Genomic DNA, 24,385 nt, shown 5'->3' on the forward strand with positions numbered 1-24,385 from the left:
TTGCCGGCGGTGCAGGGCGGGAGTCGTCATGAGTTCGCATGAACATTTCGGTCAGTCGTTGCTGACCTTTCCCGATGCGGAAAAAAGCCCCCTGAGCATCCGCGCCAAGGCGCTGGTGTTTGTCGATCCACGGTCGCGACAGTTGCGCCAGGAGCTGGAAGCGCTGGCACCGCGCTCGGTCGCGGTGCTGATTCGCGGTGAAACCGGCACCGGCAAGGAATTGCTGGCCCGTCACATCCATCGCGAGAGCAATCGCGGTGGGTTGTTCGTCTCGGTCAATTGCGGCGCCATCAGCCCGACCTATGCCGATGCCGAATTGTTCGGTTACGCCGCCGGCAGCCATAGCGGTTCAGCCAGCAGCCGGGCCGGTTGGTTCGGCTCGGCCAATGGCGGCACGCTGTATCTGGATGAGATTGGGGACCTGCCGCTGCCGATCCAGGTCAAGTTGCTGGCCGCCCTGGAAAATCACGAAGTCACCCGCGTCGGCGCCCACCAGCCCAGCCCCGTGGACGTGCGCTTGGTGGCGGCCACCAGTATCGATCTGGCGCAGGCGGTGGCCGCCGGGAAATTTCATGACCGGTTGTATCACTACCTCGGTGAGGGCCGGCTCGAGTTGCCGCCCTTGCGCGAACGGGTGGGCGATATCCTGTCCCTGGCCGAATACTTCCTGGGCATCTACAGCCAACGCCTCGGCCTGGCGGTGCCACTGATCAGCGAAGCGGCACAGCGTGCGCTGGAACAGCACAGTTGGCCGGGCAATACCCGGGAGCTGGAAAACGTCATTCATTTCGCATTGCTGGTGAGCGTAGGCGATTACATCCTGCCGGAGCATCTTAATCTGCCGCGTTTAACGCATGTTCAATAAGGACTAGATAAAGAGCTCCAAGTTTATCGAGCGGGGTAAACGGGCGATTGATTGGAGTGTTTTTCAGGTCTCGGTTTTAGCATATAAAAAAGTTTCCGGATATTTTGCCCTGACGACTTTCTAGTTGTCGGGGTTTTTGTTATGTGAGCATTAAATCCGTCTTTTCAGATATTGCTTTTGTATGTGCGAATTTTAAGTGTCTTGTACAAATAATTTGTGTGGTTTTAGCGCTTGATTGCAGATGCCTCGAAATTGTTAATTGAATGGGCGAAAGCAACGCGGTCAGTCGAGTTGTGCTGGTCGTGAATCAATTAACTTGAGTGATGAGGATTTAAATGAAGTACGAAACCAATACGCCTGTCGCGACGCAACCATCGGGATGGCACAGGTTGGAGAATTTTGGAGTTTTTTCCGTGACGGGGGGCAACCAGTTATATAGCAACGGTAATCAACAATTGATGGTAAGGGTATTTGTCCAGGTTCAGAGTTGGCTGGCCAGCAGCCTTCCCCTGACCCAGTCTGAAATCGATTCCATTGTCCTGGTTGATGGGCATACAGGGTCCGAGCTCATCAAGGACAGGAATCGTGGTGATGTCGGCGCATGGAAATACACCGACCAGCAGGATGCCCGCTTCCGCCAGCTTCCTCCCAACCTGCCCGTGCGGGGCTCGGTACCGTCTGGGGAGTTTGTCTACACCAAGGATTTCTACGTTACGTCCAGCTCCGATAAACCGATCGAACTGCAGTTGCGCATCACCCGGGCAGACGGCGAAACCTTTCTATCCAGAAAGCAGGATGAGTTGGGCACGCTTACGTTGGTCCCACTTCAACCGGCGGTCTATAGGTCCGAGCAGTATTCGATTAGTCGAACCAAATTCGACTACTACAGCGCGAAGGGAGATATCGAGAAGGTCGAGGTTCTGATGTTGGATCTGGTAGTTGATCAACAGCTAATGAGGTTCTATGACGGTTTTTGGATGAACTATCAATTGCGAATGGGAAGTTCGGATAAGCGCTATTCGGGTTACTACCTTATTGGCTACGGGAATGGTCGACCTATACATACAAATGCTCAAGTGCCTTGGGAGCGGCCGGATGCAATGGGAAGGCATCATAGCGAAAACGGGCGTGTCGCATTGGTTCTGGCCTACGGGAAGCTCGGACCGGTCTGGGTGAGAAGCTCTCTCAAGAGCACTTCGCTGGAACTGACCGACATGTACGGAAATCCTCATGCTTTACGCGTGGAGATGTCTGATGATCCGCTGACGGTTCGCGTGACCAGAATCTAAAGTCATTTCGTTCAAGGAAGAACCGATGAATACCTCTTCACCCCTCCAAGGTCAGTTGACCTCGGCGGCCTTCAAGTTCGACAGTTTTGTTCGTTCGGGCGTGGACCCGCGCACGGGTAGCTGCAATTGCAGCGTGGCGCTGGACGCGGCGCCGGATGACGCCGCCGTCGGATCTAGCGTATCAGCGACCCTGGCATACGATTGCTTCAATGATCAGGACCTGGGTTTCGGCGCCGGTTGGGCCTTGCGCACCTGCAGTTATGACCAGCGCCGACGAAAGTTGACGCTGACGAGCGGAGAAACCTACCAGCTCTACACCGATGGAAACCAGGTGGCTTTCCAGGATAAGAAACTCGATAACTTGCGCGTCACGATGCAAGGCAATGAACTTTTCATCGAGTACATCGATGGAAGAGTCGACGTGCTGTCGCGCCCCGGTGCGACATTCCACGAATGGCTGCTTGCACGGGAGTACAGCCCCGAGGGCAAGGAAACGCTTTACGAGTACCGTCCTGTCGCGGGCCGCCTGCAACTGGTGGCGGTTTACCGGCAGGATCGCCGCATCCTGAAAGTCGACTACGCCCGAGCCAGGTCGACGGCAACGACCATCACCCTGTGGCCGGACGTACCTTCAAGGAAACTCCAGTACCTGTTTGTCCTGCGCAACGGAACGCTCCAACACATCAGGCTGATTACTGCCGAAAAACTTCCATTGACCTGGACCTTCGACTACGCGCGTATCAATGGTTTTCTGCTGATGACCGAAATCAGCCAGCCAAGCGGGGCCCGGCAGACGCTTCGGTACCAGGCCGAGGGTCACAGGCTTCCCGCCGGGGCACCGGTGCCCTACCTGCCTGTTGTGTCTCAATCCATCATGGCCCCTGGCGGGGGCCAGCCAGCGATCATCACCTTGTATGAATATTCCGTGAGTAATTTCCTAGGGCATGGCGCGGGGGTACGCTGGTCTGCCGAGCGTGATGTGCTGTATGACGTCAGCGGTCATTACGAATACTCCTGCACCCAGATTCAGATGGCCCCTGGTAAAGGCGGGCCGCGTGAGTCTTCCCGGGTCATACGTACCTACAATCGCTTCCACTCGATGATTTCCCAACGGACGATCAGTGGCAGCAAGATGCAGTTGCGGGAAATCGTATACTACGATGTGCCCAATCGGGCTTTCAGGGATCAGCCTGCGCAGTTCCAGATGCAGCGCATCGTGCGCGACAGCTTCTTCGATACTCGCGCGACTCCCGTAAAAAGTCGGGTCGAGACCACCCATACCTCCTACGACGAACATGGCAATCTGCTGGAAAAAACCAGCCCGGGTGGCGTACGGGAAGTCTATGAGTATTTCCCGGCGCAAGGGAGCGCGGATTGCCCTGCCAGCCCCATAGGCGTGCCTTGTTTTCTGAAACAGAAGTGGATCATCGCCTCGGCCGAGTTCGCCGCAGCGCCGACCACCGTGGTGCGCTACACCTACAGCCAATTGCCGTCGCTGCTGGCGGGTCACCGCTGTGTCCGGCTCGCCAGCGAGACGCTCTGCGAGGAGGGCGTCGCCGAGCCTCGGGTGGCGTGTCGATTGAAGTATGTGAATAACGTCAAGGACGCTTTTCATGGACGTCTGCAAAGCAAGGTAGAAACCGTAGGCGGCGTGCGCCGCAAGCATCACTATGCGTATTGGCATGAAGACGAAAACGTTCGCACCGACCAGACCTTCCGCGCCGAAGGGCTGAGCCACCTGAGGCAGGAGTGGCATGATGTGTGCGGTTGGCTGGTCAAGACCTGCGATTGCGGGGGCAATACCGTCAGCATGGAATATGACTCACTGGGGCAACTGACCCGTGAAACCGTGATGCCCGACACGGGCCATGCGGCGTCGCGCCAGTTCACCTACCAGGCCGGTGCTGCCTCCGATGATGGCCTTGCCAGCGTCACCGTCAAGGATGCCCGTGGCGTCCTGACCGTCACCCGCAGCGACGGGCTGGGTCGTACCGTGAAGGTCGAGAAGCAGGACGTCGACATGCCCGGTGCACCCATGCGCGTGATCTACGAGGCCAGTTACGATGGCCTGGGACGCCTGCAGGCGGATGCACAGACCGACTGGTTCGACGGCGAGCCGAAAACCCTGGACACCCACTACGAATATGACGAGTGGGGCCATCAGAACCGCACCATCCGCCGCGGGCGCGAAGTCACTCATGACGAGATCGATCCGGTGGCGCGCACCCGTACCGAGTGGAAGGAGGGCGGCGGCAAGACCCGTACCTTCATTAACGCCCTGGAAAAGCCATCGCGGGTCGAGCGCGTGAACCGTTCCGGCGTCGTGGGAGAGGTGACCCTTTACGAATACGATGGCCTGGGACGGTGCATCCAGCAGACAGCCGCCGACGGAGGGGTGACCTGCTACACCTACGATCTGGCCGGCCGCGTGCTGAATACCACCTTGCCCGACGGTACCCTGGTCGAGAAGAAATATGCCGCCCAGAGCCAGGGGGACTACCCCACACAGATCAGCGCCAACGGCTATGCACTGGGAACCCGCACCTACGACGGGCTGATGCGCGTGACCCACAACCAGGCGGGTGGTCGTACCGAACGGATGGTCTACGAGGGTTCCGGCAGGAACCCCACGCAAAAGAGCACCGCGTCTGGAAAAACCTTGCGGTTCACCCTCGATCCGTTGCTCGCCGATGACGTCACCAGTCGCTCCGGCAGCCAGGCGTCCGTCGCTGCCAGCCATCGGTTCGACCCCCGTACAGGTTTGCTCCAGGAATCGGCCAACTCGTTGGTACAGCGGCGCATGGAGTATTGTCCCTCCGGCCGTCTCAGCCGGGAATCGTGGGTCACGGCCCTCGACCGGTTCGACAGCGGGCAAACCTGTTCGCTGATGGGCAAGCCGATTGGCTACACGGACGTCAGCGGCACGGTTCGCACCTGCCTCTATGATCCGACCGGACGCCTGGTGGGCATCACCCAAGGCCCTGCTGCTCTCCCTGTTCAGGAGCGCATCAGTGCAACGTACTCCTACGACGCCCGGGAGCAAGTCAAGTGCATCACCGTCACCGATCCCCGATCGGGCCTTTCGCTGGTCACCGAACTGGACTACGACGAATTTGGTCGCGAAATCCTCCGGCGCTCCTCCCAGGGAAATGATGTCGTCGAGGTGAGCCAGTCGTTCGGCCCGGGCGACAGGCTCAGCCAGCGTACGCTCAAGTCCAACGCAGCCGTGCGTGTCGAGACGTTTGCCTATGACCTGCGGGGTCGATTGACGCGTTACGCCTGCCAAGGGCCGCAGGCGCCAGTGGATGCCCAGGGCAAGGCCATCGTCTCGCAGGACTTCACCTATGACGCGCTGGACAACATCCGCCAGGTCGTCACGCATTTCCCAGGCGGCGTGAACACGGCAACGTATCGGTATGACCTGGTCGATAAAACCCAACTCAGCGGCGTCAGCCACAGTCACCCCGACTATGCATCCGCCGATTCGACCTTTCGCTACGACGCCGACGGCAATCTGCTCAACGATTGCCGTGGACATCAGTTGATCTACGACGAACTGGGGCGGTTGGAAAGTGTGGCTTCGGCTGACTCGAAGTCGATATTGGCGCGTTATCGGTACGATGCCTCTGACCGCCTTCATGCCGTTGAGCTGGCAGGACACAAGCCCTGTCGGCGCTTCTACCGCGACGAGCAGTTGTGCAGCGAAGTCGCGGGGCAGGATAGCCGCAGCTTCATGCATGAAGAGCGGCAGCTGCTGGCGTTGTCCCAGGGCCAGGAAACGGTGCTGTACAGGACGGATGGTTGTGGCAATGTCCTGCAGGCTCTTTCCGGCGGCGACAGTCTCCGGCATGACTATTCGCCCTATGGGCAACGCGCGGCGGCAGAGGGACCGGGCAGTCTGTTCGGTCTCGGTGGCGAGCCGCAGGATCCGCTGACCGGCTGTTATCTGCTGGGCAACGGCTATCGGGCCTACGATCCGGTACTGATGCGATTTCACCGGCCAGACGACTGGAGTCCGTTCGATGGGGGAGGTCTCAATCCTTATGCCTATTGCCTGGGCGACCCCATCAATCTGAGCGATCCCACCGGCCATATCTCTACCTGGGGCTGGATCAAGATTGGCATTACCGCTGCTTTCGCCATCGCCTCCGTTGCGTTCACCCTGGCGACCCTGGGGGCATCCGCGCCCTTGATAGGCATCTCGTTTTCGGCGGCAACGGCCTTGACGCTGGAGGTGGTGTCAGGTGCGGCCTCGATCGCGTCCATCGTGCTGGAGGAGGCGGCTCCGGACGCCGTCGCGACCCAGGTGCTGAGCTATGCCAGCCTGGCCTTGGGCGTCGTGTCCGGCGGCGCTTCCCTGACAGGAAAGCTGCTGGGCAGAGGGACATCGGTGGCCCTGCGCAATACGGTCGAGTCCCTCGGTGACGCCGTGACGCTGGGCCGCAGCAACGCCTTGCGCGGGACACGCATCGGTGGCTACGCCAGGGCGGCGAGCCCTCTGGTCAGAGGCGGCGGGCGGCGCAACCTCGTTGCCTTGCAAAACGACCTTCGAGATGTGCTGACCGCCAAGGACGTGACCAGTTATGCCCATTACCCGCTCAAGGGGGGCACCTACGTCATCGACAGGGACAAGTACATCGAAAAAGCCCAAGGGTTTCTGGGGTTGGCAGGGGAAAGATCCAGTGGTCCCCGGCATGGCGAGGCACCTGACGATATCTACGGAGACATCAGGGAGCGAAGCGCGCAAATCCGATTCGCATGAAGGGCACGCGAAAGGGTTATTCATATATGAATTATCGATATATACATTTAGATAAAAGATATTGTTAAGGCATAAAAAATATCGGTATCTTCCGTACCACGCCAGCGATAGCACTTCGCTGGCACCCAACGTTGGCCGTCGTCCATGACGACAGTGATATTCGATAAGGACACTGCATGAAAAAGGTTCTGTTGTTCACCGCATTGGCGGCAGCCCTGGCTTCGGGCCTGGCCCAGGCGGCGGAAAAACTGGTGGTGGCGGCGACGCCGGTGCCCCACGCTGAAATCCTCGAGCTGATCAAGCCAGCCCTGGCCAAGGAAGGCGTGGACCTGCAGATCAAGGTCTTTACCGACTACGTCCAGCCCAACGTACAGGTCGATCAGAAGCGTCTGGACGCCAACTACTTCCAGACCTTGCCGTACCTCAAGAGCTTCAACGAGGGCAAGGGCACCAACCTGGTGACCGTGATCGGCGTACACGTCGAACCGTTTGGCGGGTACTCGAAGAAGGTCAAGAGCCTGGCCGAGCTCAAGGATGGCGCGACCATCGCCATCCCCAACGAAGGCAGCAACAGCGGCCGTGCCCTGATCCTGCTGCAGAAGGCTGGACTGATCGAACTCAAGGATCCGAAAAACGCCCTGGCCACGCCCAAGGACATCGCCAGGAACCCGCACAACTTCAAGTTCAAGGAACTGGAGTCGGCCATGCTGCCGCGGGTGCTGGACCAGGTGGACCTGGACATGATCAACACCAACTATGCGCTGGAAGCGGGTCTCAACCCGGCCAAGGATGCCCTGGTGATCGAAGGTTCGGATTCGCCCTATGTGAACTTCCTGGTGGCTCGCCCGGACAACAAGGACAGCGCCGCCATGCAGAAGCTGGCCAAGGCCCTGACCAGCCCGCAAGTGAAGGCTTTCATCGAGCAGAAATACAGCGGTGCGGTACTGCCGGCGTTCTGATCGAGCAACGCGTGCTTGAAACTTTCAACGCCGACGGCTTGGCCAGCGTCGGCGTTTTTTATTGCCTGCCATTGCGTTACGCAGGTCGTGCCTTCAATGCCCGGCGCAGGGCCACCAGCAGCTTGACGATATCTTGTGGGTCGAGGGGTTGCGGGGCTTTCACGTCAGCCATTTTTTATCGTCCTTGTGATGGAAGCCATGGAGTCTGGCCTTGAGCTGCGGTTCCTTGGAGAGGTTGCTGGAAAATTAGACCCTTCCTACAGCGCAAAGGAAAATAGCCTTCTTACTCGGCCTCTGCAAATACCGTCAGTCAATCCGGCCAGTTCCACGCGGGGGCATCCAGCATGCCCTGGCCCACTACGCCGGTCTGGCCCAGGTCTTTCTCCAGCATGATGCAATTGCAATCATCGTCCTGCTGCAAGGCGGCGATCAGGCGCGTGGCGTGGGATACGACCCAGACCTGGCAATTGGCCGAAGCCCGGATGATCAACCGCGCCAAGGCAGGCAACAGGTCCGGGTGCAGGCTGGTTTCCGGCTCGTTGAGCACCATCAGCGAGGGCGGTCGCGGCGTGAGCAGGGCAGCCACCAGCAGCAGATAGCGCAGGGTGCCGTCCGACAGCTCGGCGGCGGATAGCGGACGCAGCAGGCCATGCTGCTGGAATGCGATGGCGAAACGTCCGCCCTGGAGTTTTTCGATGTCCAGGCGGGCGCCGGGAAATGCATCGCCGATGGCGGCATGCAGCGCCTGGAAGTCGCCGATTTCAAGGATGGTCTGCAGGGCGGCCGCCAGGTCGCGGCCGTCGTGGTGCAGCACCGGCGTGCGGGTGCCCAGTTGCGGCTGGCGCACCGGGGCCTCGGCGTCGCTGCGAAAATGATCGTAGAAGCGCCAGCGACGGATGAACTCGCGCATCTGCAAGACCTCCGGGGACGTACGCAGGCTGCCCACCTGGTCGAACAGGCTGTCGAAGGTGGGGGTGTGCTGGGCCAGGACATCCCATGAGCGACCCTCTCGGGCGCGCACCATCGGCCCGTTGCGGTCCACCAGCAGGCTGGCGGGACGAAAGACCGGCCCGGCCCAGATGGTTTCGCGCTTGATCTGCGGATCCAGCGAAAACGCGGAAAGACTGGGTTCCGGCAGGCCCAGGGCGATCGAATAGGAGAAATCTTCGGCGGCGAATCCCAGGCGCAGGCGTTTTCTGGCCTGGCGCACGTTGCCCTGGACGGGTACCTCGCCGTTGCGCATGCGTCGGCTGATGTGCTCCGGCCCGGCCCAGAAGGTCGAATCCAGTCCGCCTTCACGGGCCAGGGCGTTGACGACCCCGCCTTGGGCCGTTTCCGCCAACAGCCGCAGGGCGCGGTACAGGTTGGATTTTCCGCTGCCGTTGGGGCCGGTGATCAGGTTCAGGCGGCCGAGGGGAATGACCAGTTCATTGATGGATCGGTAGTTGGCCACCGCAAGGGTCTTGAGCATGAGAGGTTGTCCTGCTGGCTGGACTTGCAGGCGCCGACTCGCTTGGCTTGCCGTTGCCTGTGCAAAAAGGGCAGTTTGCCTGATCGGCGTGTGCATTGTGATTCTGTTGCAAGCACTGAACCCTGCTCTAAGCTCACAGTCGTATCGTCACTGGCACGTCCGTACAACGCAAAGGAGTCTGCATGGCTGGTCCCCGAATCGAACTGGTTGTTGGCTTGGGTTTATGTGCGTTGTTGGCGGGATGCGGTGAGGAAAAGGCCGTGGAGAAAGCGCTGCCGCGGGTTTTCGTGCAGCAAGCCACGCCCAGCGAATACGCGGCTTCGGTGACCCTGACCGGCGATGTCCAGGCTCGCGTGCAGACTGACCTGTCGTTTCGCGTGAGCGGCAAGATCATCGAGCGCAAGGTCGATGTGGGCGATCGAGTCTCGGCCCGGCAGGTGCTGGCGCGGCTCGACCCCCGGGACTTGCAGACCAATGTCGATTCCGCCGAGGCCCAGGTGGCCGCCGAGCAGGCGCGGGTCAAGCAGAGCGCGGCAGCGTTCACGCGCCAGCAGAAACTCTTGCCCAAGGGCTACACCAGCCAGAGCGAATATGACGCGGCCCAGGCGCAACTGCGCAGCAGCCAGAGTGCATTGAGCGCCGCCCAGGCCCAGCTCGCCAATGCCCGCGAACAACTGAGCTATACCGCGCTGATCGCCGAGGCGCCGGGCATCATCACGGCGCGCCAGGCGGAGGTTGGCCAGGTGGTGCAGGCCACGGAGCCGATCTTCAGCCTCGCCCGGGACGGTGAGCGCGATGCGGTGTTCAACATCTACGAATCCCTGCTCAGCGAGCCGTCCGCGGATCCGGCCATCGTGATCAGCCTGTTGGACAACCCGGCCATCCAGACCTCCGGCAAGGTGCGCGAGATCACGCCCGCGGTGTCCGCCGAGACCGGTACCGTGCAGGTCAAGGTCGCCCTCGATAGCCTGCCCGAAGGCATGCGCCTGGGATCGGTGGTCAGCGCCACCGCCAAGTCCGCCGGCAAGACCGCCGTGGAGCTGCCGTGGTCGGCCTTGACCAAGAACCTCAGCGAGCCCGCCGTATGGCTGGTGGACGACGAAGGCAAGGCCCAATTGCGAACCGTCACCGTTGGCCGCTACCTGACCGGCAAGGTGATCGTCAGCGATGGGCTCAAGGGAGGCGAGAAAGTCATCACGGCGGGAGGCCAGTTGTTGCACCCCGGCGTGCATGTTGAAATTGCTGAACATCCCACCGAACAGAAAACCACAGGAGCCCAACCATGAAGCGCTTGTGGATGGTCCTGGCCGGCCTGGCGCTGGCAGCCTGTTCGAAGGAGGAAGCGCCGCCCGAGCCCGTGCGCCCGGTACTGTCCATCGAAGTGCGGGCCCTGGACCAGCAGGCCCTGGGGCGGTTCGCCGGCAATATCCAGGCACGTTACGAAAGCAATGTGGGGTTTCGCGTAGCCGGGCGTATCGCTCGCCGCAATGTCGATGTCGGCGCCGAGGTGAAGAAAGGCGATCTGCTGGCCACCCTCGACCCCACCGACCAACAGAACCAGTTGCGGGCCGCCCAGGGCGACCTGGCGCGGATCGAGGCGCAATACATCAATGCCCAGGCCAATGCCCGTCGCCAGCAACAGCTGTTCGATCGCGGTGTCGGTGCCCAGGCGCAGCTGGACATCGCCCAGACCGACCTGAAGACCACCGGAGCATCCCTTGAGCAAGCCCGGGCTGCGGTGGAACAAGCCCGTGACCAGCTCAACTACAGCGAGCTGCGCACCGACCACGACGCGGTTGTCACCGCCTGGCATGCCGAGGCCGGGCAAGTGGTCTCCGCCGGCCAGCAAGTGGTGACCCTGGCGCGCCCGGACATCAAGGAAGCGGTGATCGACCTGCCGGCCGGACTGGCCGAGCGCCTGCCCCCGGACGTGGTGTTCGAAGTGTCTGCGCAACTGGACCCGGCCACCCGCACCACCGCGACCGTACGCGAGATCGAACCCCAGGCGCAGAGTGCTACCCGTACCCGTCGCGCCCGCCTGACGCTGGCCGATACGCCGCCGGGCCTGCGCCTGGGCACGGCCATCGGCGTGACGTTGAGCTCGGCCATCGAGCCGCGCATCGAGCTGCCGCTCAGCGCGCTGCAAGAGGTCGACGGCAAGGCACGGATCTGGCTGGTCGACCCGCAAAGCCAGACCGTTTCTCCCCGTGACGTGCGCATTCTCGAACGTTCGGCGGATGCGGTGCTGGTGGCCAATGGCATCAAGGCCGGCGACCGCGTGGTCAGCGCCGGTGTGAACAGCCTCCAACCGGGGCAGAAAGTGAAACTCGACGAGGACGCACGATGAAAGGGCCTTTCAATCTTTCCGAATGGGCCCTGCGGCATCAGTCGTTTGTCTGGTACCTGATGTTCGTCGCGCTGCTGATGGGCGTGTTCTCGTACATGAACCTGGGGCGCGAGGAGGATCCTTCGTTCACCATCAAGACCATGATCATCCAGACGCGCTGGCCCGGCGCGACCCAGGAGGAAACGCTCAGGCAGGTCACCGACCGCATCGAAAAAAAACTCGAAGAGCTCGACTCCCTCGACTACGTCAAAAGCTACACACGTCCGGGTGAGTCGACGGTCTTCGTGTACCTGCTCGACACCACCAGCGCCAAGGACATCCCCGAGATCTGGTACCAGGTACGCAAGAAGATCAACGATATTCGCGGCGACTTCCCTCAAGGCCTGCAAGGCCCGGGTTTCAACGATGAGTTCGGCGATGTGTACGGGTCGGTCTATGCCTTTACCGGCGACGGCCTGTCGATGCGCCAATTGCGCGACTACGTCGAGCAGGTGCGCGCCGAGGTCCGCGATGTCCCCGGCCTGGGCAAGGTGGAAATGATCGGCGAGCAGGACGAAGTGCTGTACCTGAACTTCTCCACCCGCAAGCTCGCCGCCCTGGGCATCGACCAGCGCCAGGTGGTGCAGAGCCTGCAATCCCAGAACGCCGTGACGCCGGCCGGGGTGATCGACGCCGGCCCCGAGCGGATCTCCGTGCGTACATCCGGGCAGTTCCAGTCGGAGAAGGACCTGGCCAACGTCAACCTGCGGCTCAACGATCGTTTCTATCGGCTGGCCGACATCGCCGATATCAGCCGCGGTTACGTCGACCCTGCCACGCCGATGTTCCGTTTCAACGGTACGCCGGCCATCGGCCTGGCCATTGCCATGAAAAAGGGCGGCAACATCCAGGACTTCGGCAAGGCGCTGCATGCGCGAATGAACGAGCTGACCGCCGACCTGCCGGTGGGCGTCGAAGTCCACACGGTGTCGGACCAGGCCGAGGTGGTGGAAGAGGCGGTCGGCGGCTTCACCAGCGCCTTGTTCGAGGCGGTGGTGATCGTGCTGGTCGTCAGCTTCATCAGCCTGGGCATCCGCGCCGGACTGGTGGTGGCCTGCTCGATTCCATTGGTGTTGGCGATGGTCTTCCTGTTCATGGAATACAGCGGCATCACCATGCAGCGGATCTCCCTCGGTGCGTTGATCATTGCCCTCGGCCTGTTGGTGGACGATGCGATGATCACCGTGGAGATGATGGTGACGCGCCTGGAAAAGGGCGAAACCAAGGAGCAGGCCGCGACCTTCGCCTACACCTCCACCGCGTTCCCGATGCTCACCGGTACCCTGGTGACCGTGGCCGGCTTCGTGCCCATCGGCCTGAACGCCAGCTCCGCTGGGGAGTACACCTTTACCCTGTTCGCGGTGATCGCCGTGGCGATGCTGGTGTCCTGGATCGTCGCGGTGCTGTTCGCCCCGGTGATCGGCGTGCATATCCTCAGCACCAACGTGAAGCCCCACAGCGCCGAGCCGGGGCGGATCGGTCGGGCGTTCAATGGCGGCCTGCTGTGGGCGATGCGCAATCGCTGGTGGGCCATCGGCATCACCGTGCTGCTGTTCGTGCTGGCGGTGTTCTGCATGCGTTTCGTGCAGAACCAGTTCTTTCCGTCTTCGGACCGCCCCGAAATCCTGGTGGACCTCAACCTGCCGCAGAACGCCTCGATGGAGGAAACCCGCAAGGCCGTCGATCGCCTGGAAGCGACCCTCAAGGGCGACCCGGACATCGTGCGCTGGAGTACCTATATCGGCGAGGGCGCGATCCGTTTCTACCTGCCGCTGGACCAGCAACTGCAGAACCCGTACTACGCGCAGTTGGTGATCGTGAGCAAGGGCCTGGAGTCGCGCACGGCCCTGACCGAACGCCTGCACAAACGCCTGCGCGAGGATTTCGTCGGCATCGGCAGCTATGTGCAGTCCCTGGAAATGGGCCCACCGGTGGGCCGGCCGATCCAGTACCGGGTCAGCGGCAAGGACATCGACCAGGTGCGCAAGCACGCCATCGAGCTGGCCACCGAGCTGGACAAGAACTCCCATATCGGAGAAATCATTTACGACTGGAACGAGCCGGGCAAGGTCCTGCGCATCGACATCGCCCAGGACAAGGCGCGGCAGTTGGGGCTGTCTTCCGAGGACGTGGCCCGGTTGATGAACAGTATCGTCAGCGGCTCGCCCGTGACCCAGGTCAACGACGACATCTACCTGATCAACGTGGTCGGACGTGCCGAGGACGCCGAACGTGGGTCTCCGGAAACCCTGCAGAACCTGCAGATCGTCACGCCCAGCGGTACTTCGATCCCGTTGCTGGCGTTCGCCACGGTGCGCTATGAGCTGGAGCAGCCCTTGGTCTGGCGGCGTGATCGCAAGCCGACCATTACCATCAAGGCCGCCGTGCGCGACGAAATCCAGCCCACCGACCTGGTCAAGCAACTGCAGCCGGACATCGACCGCTTCGCCGCCGGCCTGCCTGTGGGCTACAAGGTCGCCACCGGCGGTACGGTGGAGGAGAGCAGCAAGGCCCAGGGTCCGATCGCCAGCGTGGTGCCGCTGATGCTGTTCCTGATGGCGACGTTCCTGATGATCCAGCTGCACAGCGTGCAGAAGCTGTTCCTGGTGGCCAGCGTCGCGCCCCTCGGCCTGATCGGCGTGGTGCTGGCGCTGGTGCCCACGGGCACGCCCATGGGCTTCGTGGCGATCCTGGGCATTCTGGCGCTGATCGGCATCATCATCCGCAACTCGGTGATTCTGGTCACCCAGATCGACGAGTATGAGCGGGCCGGCTACACGCCCTGGGACGCCGTGGTGGAGGCCACGGAACACCGACGCCGACCGATCCTGCTCACGGCGGCCGCGGCGAGCCTGGGCATGATCCCCATCGCCCGGGAAGTGTTCTGGGGGCCGATGGCCTACGCGATGATCGGCGGGATCATCATCGCCACCTTGCTGACGTTGCTGTTCCTGCCGGCGCTGTATGTCGCCTGGTACAAGATCCGCGAGCCCAAGCGTGACGGAGACCGGGGCAGATCCCTCGGTGAGGGGAGTTGATCCGGCATAAGGGGAGTTGACCTGTGGTGATGAGATCCATCCTGTGGTGAGGGGATCTAGCGAAACGTGTGATGGGCCGGACCGCAAAATCAGCGCCCGCGTTCTTTATTTACGCAACAACCGCAACCCATTGAACACCACCAGCAGACTCACCCCCATGTCGGCGAATACCGCCATCCACAGGGTGGCGTAGCCAGTGAAGGTCACCCCCAGGAAGATCGCCTTGACCACCAGCGCCAGGGCAATGTTCTGCTTCAGGATGGCGGAGGTTTGCCGCGACAGGCGGATGAACGCCGGGATCTTGCGCAGGTCGTCGTCCATCAGGGCGACATCGGCCGTTTCGATGGCAGTGTCGGTACCGGCCGCCGCCATGGCGAAGCCGATCTCGGCCCGGGCCAGGGCCGGGGCATCGTTGATGCCATCGCCCACCATGCCGACCCGGTGACCCTGGGCGTACAACGCCTCGATGGCCTTGAGCTTGTCCTCCGGCAACAAGTCGCCCTGGGCCCGGTCCATGCCCACTTGCCCGGCAATCGCCTCGGCGGTATGGGCATTGTCGCCGGTGAGCATCAGGGTCTTGATCCCCAGTTCGTGCAACTGCCGGATCGCGTCGCGGCTGGAGTCCTTGACGGTGTCGGCCACGGCGAACAACGCCAGGGGGCCTGTGTCGTCCAGTAGCAGCACCACGGACTTGCCTTGTTTTTCCAGGGCGAAGAGTGTTTCTTCCAGCTCGGGAGAGCACAGGCCAAGGTCTTCCACCAGGCGATGATTGCCCAAGTGATAGGTCCGGCCATCGATGTCGCCTCGAACACCTCGTCCCGGCAACGCGGCGAAGTTATCCACAGACTGTGGCGATGCCTGCTTATCCACAACCGCGCTGGCGATGGCCCGTGATACGGGGTGATCGGAGCGAGCGGCAAGGCTCGCGGCCAGGGCCGGGGCGCTGGCCTGCATCGTTGGGTCCAGCGCCACATAGTCGGTCTGCACCGGCTTGCCGTGAGTGATCGTGCCGGTCTTGTCCAGCGCCAGGTAATCCAGCTTGTAACCGCCTTCCAGGTACACGCCGCCCTTGATCAGGATGCCTTTGCGCGCCGCGGCGGCGAGACCGCTGACGATACTCACCGGGGTGGAGATCACCAGTGCGCAAGGGCAGGCCACTACCAGCAGCACCAGCGCCCGATAGATCCAGTCGAACCACGTCGCGCCCATGAACAGCGGCGGGATGACCGCCACCGCCACCGCCAGGGCAAACACCGACGGGGTGTAGATTTTCGAGAAGCGATCGACGAAGCGCTGGGTCGGTGCCCGTGAGCCTTGGGCCTGCTCCACGGCGTGAATGATTCGCGCCAGGGTGGAGTGTTCGGCCGCCGCGGTCACGGTGTATTCCAGCTCGCCGGCCTGGTTGATGGTGCCGGCGAACACGTTGTCGCCGACGGTTTTTTCCACCGGCAGGCTTTCCCCGGTGATGGGCGCCTGGTCGATGGTGGACCGGCCGGCCACCACTTCACCGTCCAGGCCCACGCGTTCACCGGGGCGGACTCGCACGCGGGCACCCAGGGCGATCGCCTTGACCTCCTGCACCTTCCAGCTGCCATCGACCTGCTGCACGGTGGCCTGTTCGGGGGCCATCTGCATCAGGCCACTGATGGCGTTGCGTGCCCGGTCCAGGGACTTGGCCTCGATCAGCTCGGCCACGGTGAACAGGAACATCACCATGGCCGCCTCCGGCCATTGCCCGATCAACACCGCGCCGGTCACGGCAATGCTCATCAGGGCATTGATGTTCAGGTTGCGGTTCTTCAGGGCGATCCAGCCCTTCTTGTACGTGCCCAGGCCGCCGCTGAGGATCGACACCAGCGCCACCAGGGCGACCACCCAGTTCGGCGCGGCACTGGTGAAGTGAATCACCTCGGCGCCCAGGGCGGTGAGGCCGGACAGGGCCAGCGGCCACCAAGGCTTGGCTGGGGAGGGTGGGGTGTGGGTGGGGGTGTCCTGGCCTGCAGCGAGTGGTTCGGCCTGCATGCCCAGGGATCGGATCGCCTCGATGATCGGCGCATCGCTGGGCAGGGCGTGGGTCACGCCCAGGATGCGATTGATCAGGTTGAATTCCAGTCGCTGCACGCCCTCGAGCTTGCCCAGCTTGTTCTGGATCAGCGTCTGCTCCGTGGGGCAATCCATGGCTTCGATGCGAAAACTGCTCAGCCGCGCGCCGTCTGTCGGCGCTTTGCCGAGGTCGACCACCGACGGCGCCGCTTTCGAGGCGCAGCAGGAATGCCCATGGGCATGGCCGTGGCCGGATTTGTGAACAGGCTTATGGGTGTGAAGGGAGTCGCTCATCGGTTACGTCCGTGAAAAGTGCCTGTTGCACAGTAAAGACCCTGTAGCCACTATAGGGTCAAGCATCTATTCGGGAGGCATGGGATGAAAATCGGAGAGCTGGCGAAGATGACCGACTGCCAGGTGGAAACCATCCGCTATTACGAACGCGAAGGCTTGCTGCCTGAGCCTGCCCGTAGCGACGGCAACTACCGGGTCTACACCCAGGCCCATGCCGAGCGGCTGACGTTCATTCGCAACTGCCGCACCCTGGACATGACCCTGGAGGAAATCCGCAGCCTCCTGGCCCTGCGCGACAGTCCCCAGGACCAGTGCGAAAGCGTCAATGCATTGATCGATGAACACATCCTCCACGTCAGGGCCCGTATCGATGGCCTGCTGGCGCTGCAGGCACAACTGATCGACCTGCGCCATCGCTGCGGCGAAGGGCCGGACCCGGATCAATGCGGAATCCTGCAGCGCCTGGAAGTGAGCGGTGCGGTGGCGCCAGAAGTGGAGCATTCACATGTAGGCAGGAGTCATGGGCATTGAGCCTTTGCTCGCGATAGCGGCTTGGCAGTCAACCTATAGGTTGAATGTAAGGGCCTCATCGCGAGCAGGCTCGCTCCCGCAAGGGATGGTGGCGTTGCTCAGACCGCCATCGGCGCTGTCATCGGCGCATGGTGCTGGTAGCCTTCCAGGGAGAAATCGCCGGGCTCCACCAGTTCGAGCCACTCAGGCTGGTAAACGCCAGTCTTGGCAAACTCCGGCACCCGCTCGGAAATCACCAGTCTCGGCATCGGGAACGGCTCGCGCTTGAGCTGTTCCTTGAGCATGTCCAGATGGTTTTCGTAGACGTGGGCGTCACCGATGAAGTAGGTGAACCAGCGTGGCGTGTAGCCGGTCAGGCGGCCGATCAGGCTCAACAGCGCGGCCCCCTCGGTGAGGTTGAACGGCGTGCCCAGGCCCAGGTCGTTGGAGCGGATGTAGAGGGTCAGGGAGATTTCCTTCGTCTCGACATTCGGGTGGAACTGGTACAGCAGGTGGCACGGCGGCAAGGCCATTTCATCGAGCTGCGCACAGTTCCAGCCATGGAACAGGATACGCCGGCTGCCCGGGTCCTTGATGATGGTGTCGACGCACTGGCGCACCTGGTCGATGGCCTTGTACAGCACCACGTAAGCCAGGCCGTTCTCCTCACCCTCGGCGATCCGCCGGTAGCCCTGGGCCAGGGTCTGCTCGATGGCCGCCGGGTTGCTCAGGGGGATCTGCTTGTAGGCCGGCCACTTGCGCCATTGCACGCCGTAGATCTCGCCCAGGTCGTCTTCGCCCTGGCGGAACGGGTTGGCCAGCCACTGGGTATTTTCGTTGGCGTTCTGGTCCCAGACCTTGCAGCCCAGGGCGCGGAATTCGGCGGCGTTGTTCACGCCGCGCAAGAAGCCGCACATCTCGCCGATGGCCGACTTGAAGGCCAGCTTGCGGGTGGTGATGGCCGGGAAACCGTCCTTCAGGTCATAGCGCAGCATGGCGCCGGGGAGGCTGATGGTGTTCACTCCCGTGCGGTTGGCTTGCCGGGTGCCATGCTCGATGACATTGGCCACCAGATCGAGATATTGCTTCATGTGTTACCTGTGTCCTTGAGTCCGGAGCGGCGCTCCGGCATTCGAATTTAAACCTTGGCGGCCGCAGCCGGCGCCCGGCGATAAGCCAGCCAGATCAGCACCAGTCCGCCGATGATCATCGGCAGGCACAGCACCTGGCCCATGGTCAGCCAGTTCCACGCCAGGTAGCCGAGCTGGGCATCCGGTACGCGGACGAATTCAACGATAAAGCGGAAGATGCCATAGAACAGGGCAAACATGCCCGACACCGCCATGGTCGGCCGCGGCTTGCGCGAGAACAGCCAGAGAATGAGGAATAGTGCCACGCCTTCGAGGGCGAACTGATAAAGCTGCGACGGGTGGCGCGGCAACTGCGCCGGGTCGCTGAACGGCGGGAAAATCATCGCCCACGGGACGTCGGTTGGCTTGCCCCACAATTCGGCGTTGATGAAGTTGCCGATGCGCCCGGCGCCCAGGCCGATGGGCACCATGGGGGCGACGAAATCCATCAGTTCGAAGAACGATTTATTGTTGCGCTTGCCGAACCAGAGCGCTGCCAGCATCACGCCGATGAAGCCGCCGTGGAACGACATGCCGCCTTTCCAGACCTCGAAGATCAACGTCGGGTTGGCCAGGTAGGCACTCAGGTCGTAGAACAGCACGTAGCCCAGGCGTCCGCCGACGATCACACCCATGGACAACCAGAACACCAGGTCGGACAGTTTTTCCTTGTTCCAGGTGGGATCGAAACGGTTCAGCCGACGCGATGCCAGCAGCCAGGCACCGCCGATGCCGATCAGGTACATCAGGCCGTACCAGTGGATTTTCAGCGGACCGATGGCCAGGGCCACCGGATCGATCTGCGGGTAAGGCAGCATGGATATTCCTCGTAAACGTCAAAAATGCCCGGGGGAGGCTGGCATCCCGGGATTAAGCCAGTATTGCGTCAGAACAGGAAACTCAGCCCCACGCAGAACAGCAAGGCGGCGAACATTCGCTTGAGCAGGCGCGGCGACAGGCGGTGGGCCAGGCGCGCGCCGATACGGGCGAAAACCATGCTGGTCAGGGCGATGCCCAGTAAGGCCGGCAGGTAGACAAAGCCCAGACTATGGGCCGGCAACAAGGGATCTTGCCAGCCAAGAATCATGAAACTCAATGCGCTGGCCAGGGCGATCGGCAAGCCGCACGCCGACGATGTCGCGACCGCCTGCTGCATCGGCACGCTGCGCCAGGTCAGGAAAGGGACGGTCAGCGAGCCGCCGCCAATGCCGAAGATCGCCGAAGCCCAGCCGATCACGGTGCCTGCCAGGGTCAGCCCGGCCTTGCCCGGTACCGTACGGCTGGCCTTGGGCTTGAGATCCAGGCCCAACTGCGCGGCGACGACCAGGGCGAACACGCCGATGATTTTCTGCAGGTGCGGGCCGGCAATCGCCTCGGCGGTGATCGCGCCGAAACCGGCGCCCATCAGGATCCCGACGGTCATCCAGGCGAAGATCGGCCAGCGCACCGCGCCTTTGCGCTGGTGCTCACGCACGGCATTGACCGAGGTGAAGATGATCGACGCCAGGGATGTACCGACGGCCAGGTGCGTCAACACCTGCGGATCGAAGCCCTGCAAGGTGAAACTGAACACCAGTACCGGGACTATGATGATCCCGCCACCCACGCCGAACAGCCCGGCCAGCACGCCGGCGCAGGCGCCGAGCAGCAGATAGAGCACAAATTCCACCGGCGTCTCCCCGCCCATCCCCCAAACAAGAGCGGCATGGTAACGGATCCGTGGCCCCCGGCTCCACTGAAGGCGATGGATGCCGGCCGATTGTGTGGGTAAAGTGATCCACGAAAGCGGAGTGTTCGGTTCATTTTTTAACGGGACAACCTGATGTGCTTGATCGTATTTGCCTGGCGACCTGGGCATGCCCAGCCGCTGATCGTGGCGGCCAACCGCGACGAGTTCTACGCCCGGCCGACCTTGCCCCTGGCCCAGTGGCCTGACGCGCCGCAGGTCCATGCTGGCCGTGACCTGGAGGCTGGAGGCACCTGGCTCGGCGTGGCTGCCGGTGGCCGTTTCGCGGCCTTGACCAATATCCGCGACCCGGGCCAGATGCCGGCGTTCAAGTCGCGGGGTGAACTGGTGGCGCGGTTCCTGACCGGGCATCTCTCGATTGCCGAATACTTCAGCGAAATCGTCCCTCGCGCTGGCGAATATGGCGGGTTCAACCTGTTGCTCGGCGACGGCTCCGAGCTGTGGCATCACAATGCTCGCGATGCCCGGCCACAACGCTTGGCCGAGGGGGTCTATGGCTTGTCGAACGCCGGGCTGAACACGCCCTGGCCCAAGTTGCTCAAGGCCCGCGCCGCGCTGGCCGAGGTGTTGGACGATCCGCGGCCCGAGTCATTGCTGGCTCTGCTGAACGACCCGCAGCCCGCACCGGTGGCTGACTTGCCCGACACGGGCGTGGGGCTGGCGACCGAGACGTTGCTGTCCAGTGTGTTCATTGCCAGCCCCGCCTACGGGACGCGAGCGAGCACGGCGTTGATTGTCCATGCCGATGGAACCCGACACCTGGTCGAGCGCAGTTTCGGGCCGCATGGGGGGCATCTGGGGGAGGTGGAGCTCAAGGTCTAGGCTCTGTACGAAAAGCCTTGATACTCGTTCATGCTGCGTTGAACACTGCCTGACCTTCTTCTCAAGACTTTTTCGTACAGAGTCTAGTTTGCCGTGTCATTGCTGGCCTCATCGCGAGCAAGCTCGCCCCCACAGTAGATCGTCAGTGAACACAAACGCTGTGAACAACCGAGATCACTGTGGGAGCGAGCTTGCTCGCGACAGGAGCGCCGCAGGATCAGAGGGTCTTGTTCGAAGCCGGATTGATCATCCGCGCCAGCCCAAGGTTCTTCAGCGCCAGTTGCAAGGAGCTGTGAATTACTTGCGGATTGTCGATGGTCATCACTTCCGCCAGCAGTTCCTGGGCCTTGCTGAGGTTGATCTGGCGCAGCATCCATTTCACTTTTGGCAGGTTGGTGGCGTTCATTGACAGGCTGTCGAAACCCATCGCCATGAGCAGCACCGCTGCCGCCGGATCCCCGGCCATTTCACCGCAGATGCTCACCGGCTTGCCTTCGGCATGGGCGTCGCGCACCACGTTCTGCAGGGCCTGCAGCACGGCCGGATGCAGATAGTCGTAAAGGTCGGCTACCCGCGGGTTGTTGCGGTCCACCGCCAGCAGGTACTGGGTCAGGTCGTTGGAGCCCACCGACAGGAAGTCCACCTGCCGCGCCAGCTCCTTGGTCTGGTACACCGCCGCCGGGATCTCGATCATCACGCCGACCGGAGGCATCGGCACATCGGTGCCTTCGTCGCGGACTTCGCCCCAGGCCCGGTGGATCAGGTGCAGGGCTTCTTCCAGTTCATGGGTGCCGGAGATCATTGGCAACAGGATGCGCAGGTTGTTCAGGCCTTCGCTGGCCTTGAGCATGGCGCGGGCCTGGACCAGGAAGATCTCCGGGTGGTCGAGGGTCACGCGGATGCCGCGCCAGCCCAGGAACGGGTTGTCTTCCTTGATGGGGAAGTAGGACAGGGACTTGTCGCCGCCGATGTCCAGGCTGCGCATGGTCACCGGTTGCGGGTGGAATGCGGCCAGCTGTTCACGGTAGATCGCCAGTTGTTCCTTTTCGCTGGGGAAGCGCTGGTTGATCATGAAGGGGACTTCGGTGCGGTACAGGCCCACACCCTCGGCGCCGCGCTTCTGCGCCCGGGCCACGTCGGCCAGCAGGCCGGTGTTGACCCACAGCGGCATGCGATGGCCGTCGAGCGTCACGCAAGGCAGGTCCCGCAGCGCATCCAGGCCCAGGGACAGTTGCTTTTCTTCCTCCACCACATCGGAGAACTGCTTGCGCAGCACTTCGCTGGGGTTGGTGTAGACCTCGCCATGGTAGCCATCGACGATCATCTGGATGCCGTCGACCTTGGAATACGGCAGGTCCACCAGGCCCATCACCGTCGGGATGCCCATGGCACGGGCCAGGATCGCCACGTGGGAGTTGCCCGAGCCCAATACCGACACCAGCCCCGCCAGCTTGCCCTCGGGCACCTCGCCGAGCATGGCCGGGGTCAGCTCCTCGCTGACCAGGATGGTGTTGTCCGGGTAGACCAGGGTCTGCTGGCGTTCCTGCTGCAGGTAGGCGAGCAACCGGCGGCCGAGGTCCTTGACGTCGGAAGCGCGCTCACGCAGGTAGGCGTCGTCCATCAGTTCGAAACGGTTGACGTGGTCGGTCACCACCTGGCGCAACGCGCCCTGGGCCCATTGGCCGGTCTTGATGACCGTGGTCACCTCGCTGCCCAGCGAGGCGTCGTCGAGCATCATCAGGTAGACGTCGAACAGCGCGCGCTCTTCCGGACGCAGCTGAGTCGCCAGCTTGGCCGAGAGGGCCCGCATGTCGGCCCGCACGCCTTCGATGGCAGTCTTGAACAGCGCCAGTTCGGCATTGATGTCACTGATGGCCTTGTCCGGCACGACGTCGAGGTCGGCAGGCGGCAGCATGACCACCGCGGTACCCACCGCCGCGCCCGGCGAGCCCGGCACGCCGACGAACTTGGCTTCCTGGATGCCCTTGCCCTGGCGTCCCAGGCCGCTGATCGAACCGGTGGCCTCGGCATGGGCGATAACCCCGGCCAGTTGCGCGCTCATGGTCACGAGGAAGGCTTCTTCGCCTTCGTCGAACTGGCGACGCTCCTTTTGCTGGATGACCAGTACGCCGACGACACGGCGGTGGTGAATGATCGGTGCCCCGAGGAACGAGGCGTAGCGCTCCTCTCCGGTTTCGGCGAAGTAGCGATAGCGCGGGTGGTCCGCGGCGTTTTCGAGGTTCAGGGGCTCTTCGCGCGTGCCGACCAGGCCGACCAGACCTTCGTTGGGCGCCATGCTGACCTTGCCGATGGAGCGCTTGTTCAAGCCCTCGGTGGCCATCAGCACGAAACGGTTGGTCTCGGGGTCCAGCAGATAGACCGAGCAGACCTGGCTGCCCATGGCCTCTTTGACGCGCAACACAATAATCCCCAACGCCGCTTTGAGATCCTTGGCGGCGTTGACTTCCTGGACGATCTTGCGCAGCGTATTGAGCATGGCTCGGGGTCGAACTCCGTCGTCAGTCGCGCGTCAGCAGGCGCGGGGCAAGCTCTTTGAGGGCGCGTCGGTACACCTCGCGCTTGAATGTCACCACCTGGCCCAACGGATACCAATAACTGACCCAGCGCCAGCCATCGAACTCCGGTTTACCGGTCAAATCCATCCGCACCCGCTGCTCGTTGGAGAGCAGGCGCAGGAGAAACCATTTCTGTTTCTGGCCGATGCACAGCGGCTGGCTGTGCGTCCTGACCAGGCGTTGCGGCAAACGATAGCGCAACCAGCCACGGGTGCAGGCGAGAATTTCGACATCTTCACGCTCCAGCCCCACTTCTTCGTTCAACTCGCGGTACAAGGCTTCTTCCGGCGTCTCCTGGGGGTTGATTCCACCTTGAGGAAACTGCCAGGCGTCTTGATTGATACGGCGAGCCCATAGCACCTGCCCTGCATCATTCGTAAGAATGATCCCCACATTGGGTCGGAAACCATCGGGATCGATCACGGCAACAACCTCGCAAACGCATGTCGCCGCATTGTTCCACAAAGGTTGTGAAAGCAGCAACGAGCCAGAC

General features: G+C 62.3%; 15 protein-coding genes and 1 pseudogene. 9 read left to right on the forward strand and 7 right to left on the reverse strand.

The window, feature by feature from the left end; all coding sequences use genetic code 11:
• Positions 1-28: 28 nt before the first annotated feature.
• The 4 genes and pseudogenes from AC1M7R_RS12375 to AC1M7R_RS12390 all read left to right on the forward strand — a co-directional run.
• Positions 29-844 (forward strand): annotated as a pseudogene (locus AC1M7R_RS12375) (sigma 54-interacting transcriptional regulator); the annotation flags it as partial.
• Between the two features lie 356 nt (positions 845-1,200).
• On the forward strand, positions 1,201-2,154 hold the full coding sequence (locus tag AC1M7R_RS12380) for a hypothetical protein (RefSeq protein ID WP_072397657.1): 954 nt from the start codon (positions 1,201-1,203) through the stop codon (positions 2,152-2,154).
• Between the two features lie 25 nt (positions 2,155-2,179).
• A complete protein-coding gene (locus AC1M7R_RS12385; protein WP_490610437.1) occupies positions 2,180-6,916 on the forward strand; it encodes an RHS repeat domain-containing protein in 4,737 nt (1,578 codons plus the stop codon).
• Positions 6,917-7,092: 176 nt separating this feature from the next.
• Entirely contained in the window at positions 7,093-7,875 is a 783-nt protein-coding gene (locus AC1M7R_RS12390; RefSeq protein WP_072397661.1) for a MetQ/NlpA family ABC transporter substrate-binding protein, read from the forward strand.
• 310 nt (positions 7,876-8,185) lie between these two features.
• On the opposite strand, the gene AC1M7R_RS12395 is transcribed toward AC1M7R_RS12390, so the two are convergent.
• Positions 8,186-9,346, reverse strand: a complete 1,161-nt coding sequence (locus AC1M7R_RS12395; protein WP_072397663.1) for an AAA family ATPase — start codon at positions 9,344-9,346, stop codon at positions 8,186-8,188.
• A gap of 182 nt (positions 9,347-9,528) precedes the next feature.
• Between AC1M7R_RS12395 and AC1M7R_RS12400 the strand changes: the two genes are divergently transcribed.
• From AC1M7R_RS12400 to AC1M7R_RS12410, 3 genes are read left to right on the forward strand one after another with little or no spacing between them, the layout of a single operon-like run.
• On the forward strand, positions 9,529-10,632 hold the full coding sequence (locus AC1M7R_RS12400; protein WP_072397665.1) for an efflux RND transporter periplasmic adaptor subunit: 1,104 nt from the start codon (positions 9,529-9,531) through the stop codon (positions 10,630-10,632).
• Entirely contained in the window at positions 10,629-11,693 is a 1,065-nt protein-coding gene (locus AC1M7R_RS12405) for an efflux RND transporter periplasmic adaptor subunit (protein ID WP_072431777.1), read from the forward strand. Before AC1M7R_RS12400 ends, AC1M7R_RS12405 begins: the two co-directional genes overlap by 4 nt.
• Positions 11,690-14,770, forward strand: a complete 3,081-nt coding sequence (locus tag AC1M7R_RS12410) for an efflux RND transporter permease subunit (protein ID WP_072459147.1) — start codon at positions 11,690-11,692, stop codon at positions 14,768-14,770. The genes AC1M7R_RS12405 and AC1M7R_RS12410 overlap by 4 nt, the downstream gene beginning before the upstream one ends.
• Positions 14,771-14,875: 105 nt before the next feature.
• Here the strand turns inward: AC1M7R_RS12410 and AC1M7R_RS12415 are convergent, their stop codons facing one another.
• On the reverse strand, positions 14,876-17,107 hold the full coding sequence (locus AC1M7R_RS12415; protein WP_072397691.1) for a heavy metal translocating P-type ATPase: 2,232 nt from the start codon (positions 17,105-17,107) through the stop codon (positions 14,876-14,878).
• 84 nt (positions 17,108-17,191) lie between these two features.
• Between AC1M7R_RS12415 and cadR the strand changes: the two genes are divergently transcribed.
• Positions 17,192-17,638 (forward strand): Cd(II)/Pb(II)-responsive transcriptional regulator, encoded by a 447-nt coding sequence (gene cadR, locus AC1M7R_RS12420; protein ID WP_072397692.1) that lies wholly within the window; start codon positions 17,192-17,194, stop codon positions 17,636-17,638.
• A gap of 98 nt (positions 17,639-17,736) precedes the next feature.
• Here cadR and AC1M7R_RS12425 read toward each other — a convergent pair whose 3' ends face one another.
• The 3 genes from AC1M7R_RS12425 to AC1M7R_RS12435 all read right to left on the reverse strand — a co-directional run bounded on the left by AC1M7R_RS12425 (position 17,737) and on the right by AC1M7R_RS12435 (position 20,416).
• The gene (locus AC1M7R_RS12425; protein ID WP_072397693.1) at positions 17,737-18,708 is read right to left on the reverse strand and encodes a thymidylate synthase; all 972 of its coding nucleotides are present in this window, start codon (positions 18,706-18,708) and stop codon (positions 17,737-17,739) included.
• A gap of 47 nt (positions 18,709-18,755) precedes the next feature.
• Complete coding sequence (gene lgt, locus AC1M7R_RS12430) at positions 18,756-19,565, reverse strand: prolipoprotein diacylglyceryl transferase (protein WP_072397694.1); 810 nt, start codon at positions 19,563-19,565, stop codon at positions 18,756-18,758.
• Positions 19,566-19,633: 68 nt separating this feature from the next.
• The gene (locus AC1M7R_RS12435) at positions 19,634-20,416 is read right to left on the reverse strand and encodes a sulfite exporter TauE/SafE family protein (RefSeq protein WP_072397777.1); all 783 of its coding nucleotides are present in this window, start codon (positions 20,414-20,416) and stop codon (positions 19,634-19,636) included.
• Positions 20,417-20,569: 153 nt separating this feature from the next.
• On the opposite strand from AC1M7R_RS12435, the gene AC1M7R_RS12440 reads away from it, so the two are divergent.
• Positions 20,570-21,316 (forward strand): NRDE family protein, encoded by a 747-nt coding sequence (locus AC1M7R_RS12440; RefSeq protein ID WP_072397695.1) that lies wholly within the window; start codon positions 20,570-20,572, stop codon positions 21,314-21,316.
• 217 nt (positions 21,317-21,533) lie between these two features.
• Here the strand turns inward: AC1M7R_RS12440 and ptsP are convergent, their stop codons facing one another.
• Both ptsP and AC1M7R_RS12450 read right to left on the reverse strand, forming a co-directional pair.
• Positions 21,534-23,813, reverse strand: coding sequence for a phosphoenolpyruvate--protein phosphotransferase (ptsP, locus tag AC1M7R_RS12445; RefSeq protein ID WP_072397696.1), 2,280 nt, complete (start codon positions 23,811-23,813; stop codon positions 21,534-21,536).
• Between the two features lie 22 nt (positions 23,814-23,835).
• The gene (locus AC1M7R_RS12450) at positions 23,836-24,315 is read right to left on the reverse strand and encodes an RNA pyrophosphohydrolase (RefSeq protein ID WP_053148065.1); all 480 of its coding nucleotides are present in this window, start codon (positions 24,313-24,315) and stop codon (positions 23,836-23,838) included.
• Between the last annotated feature and the right edge of the window lie 70 nt (positions 24,316-24,385).

It is taken from the genome of Pseudomonas sp. MS01C9, from assembly GCF_058202755.1.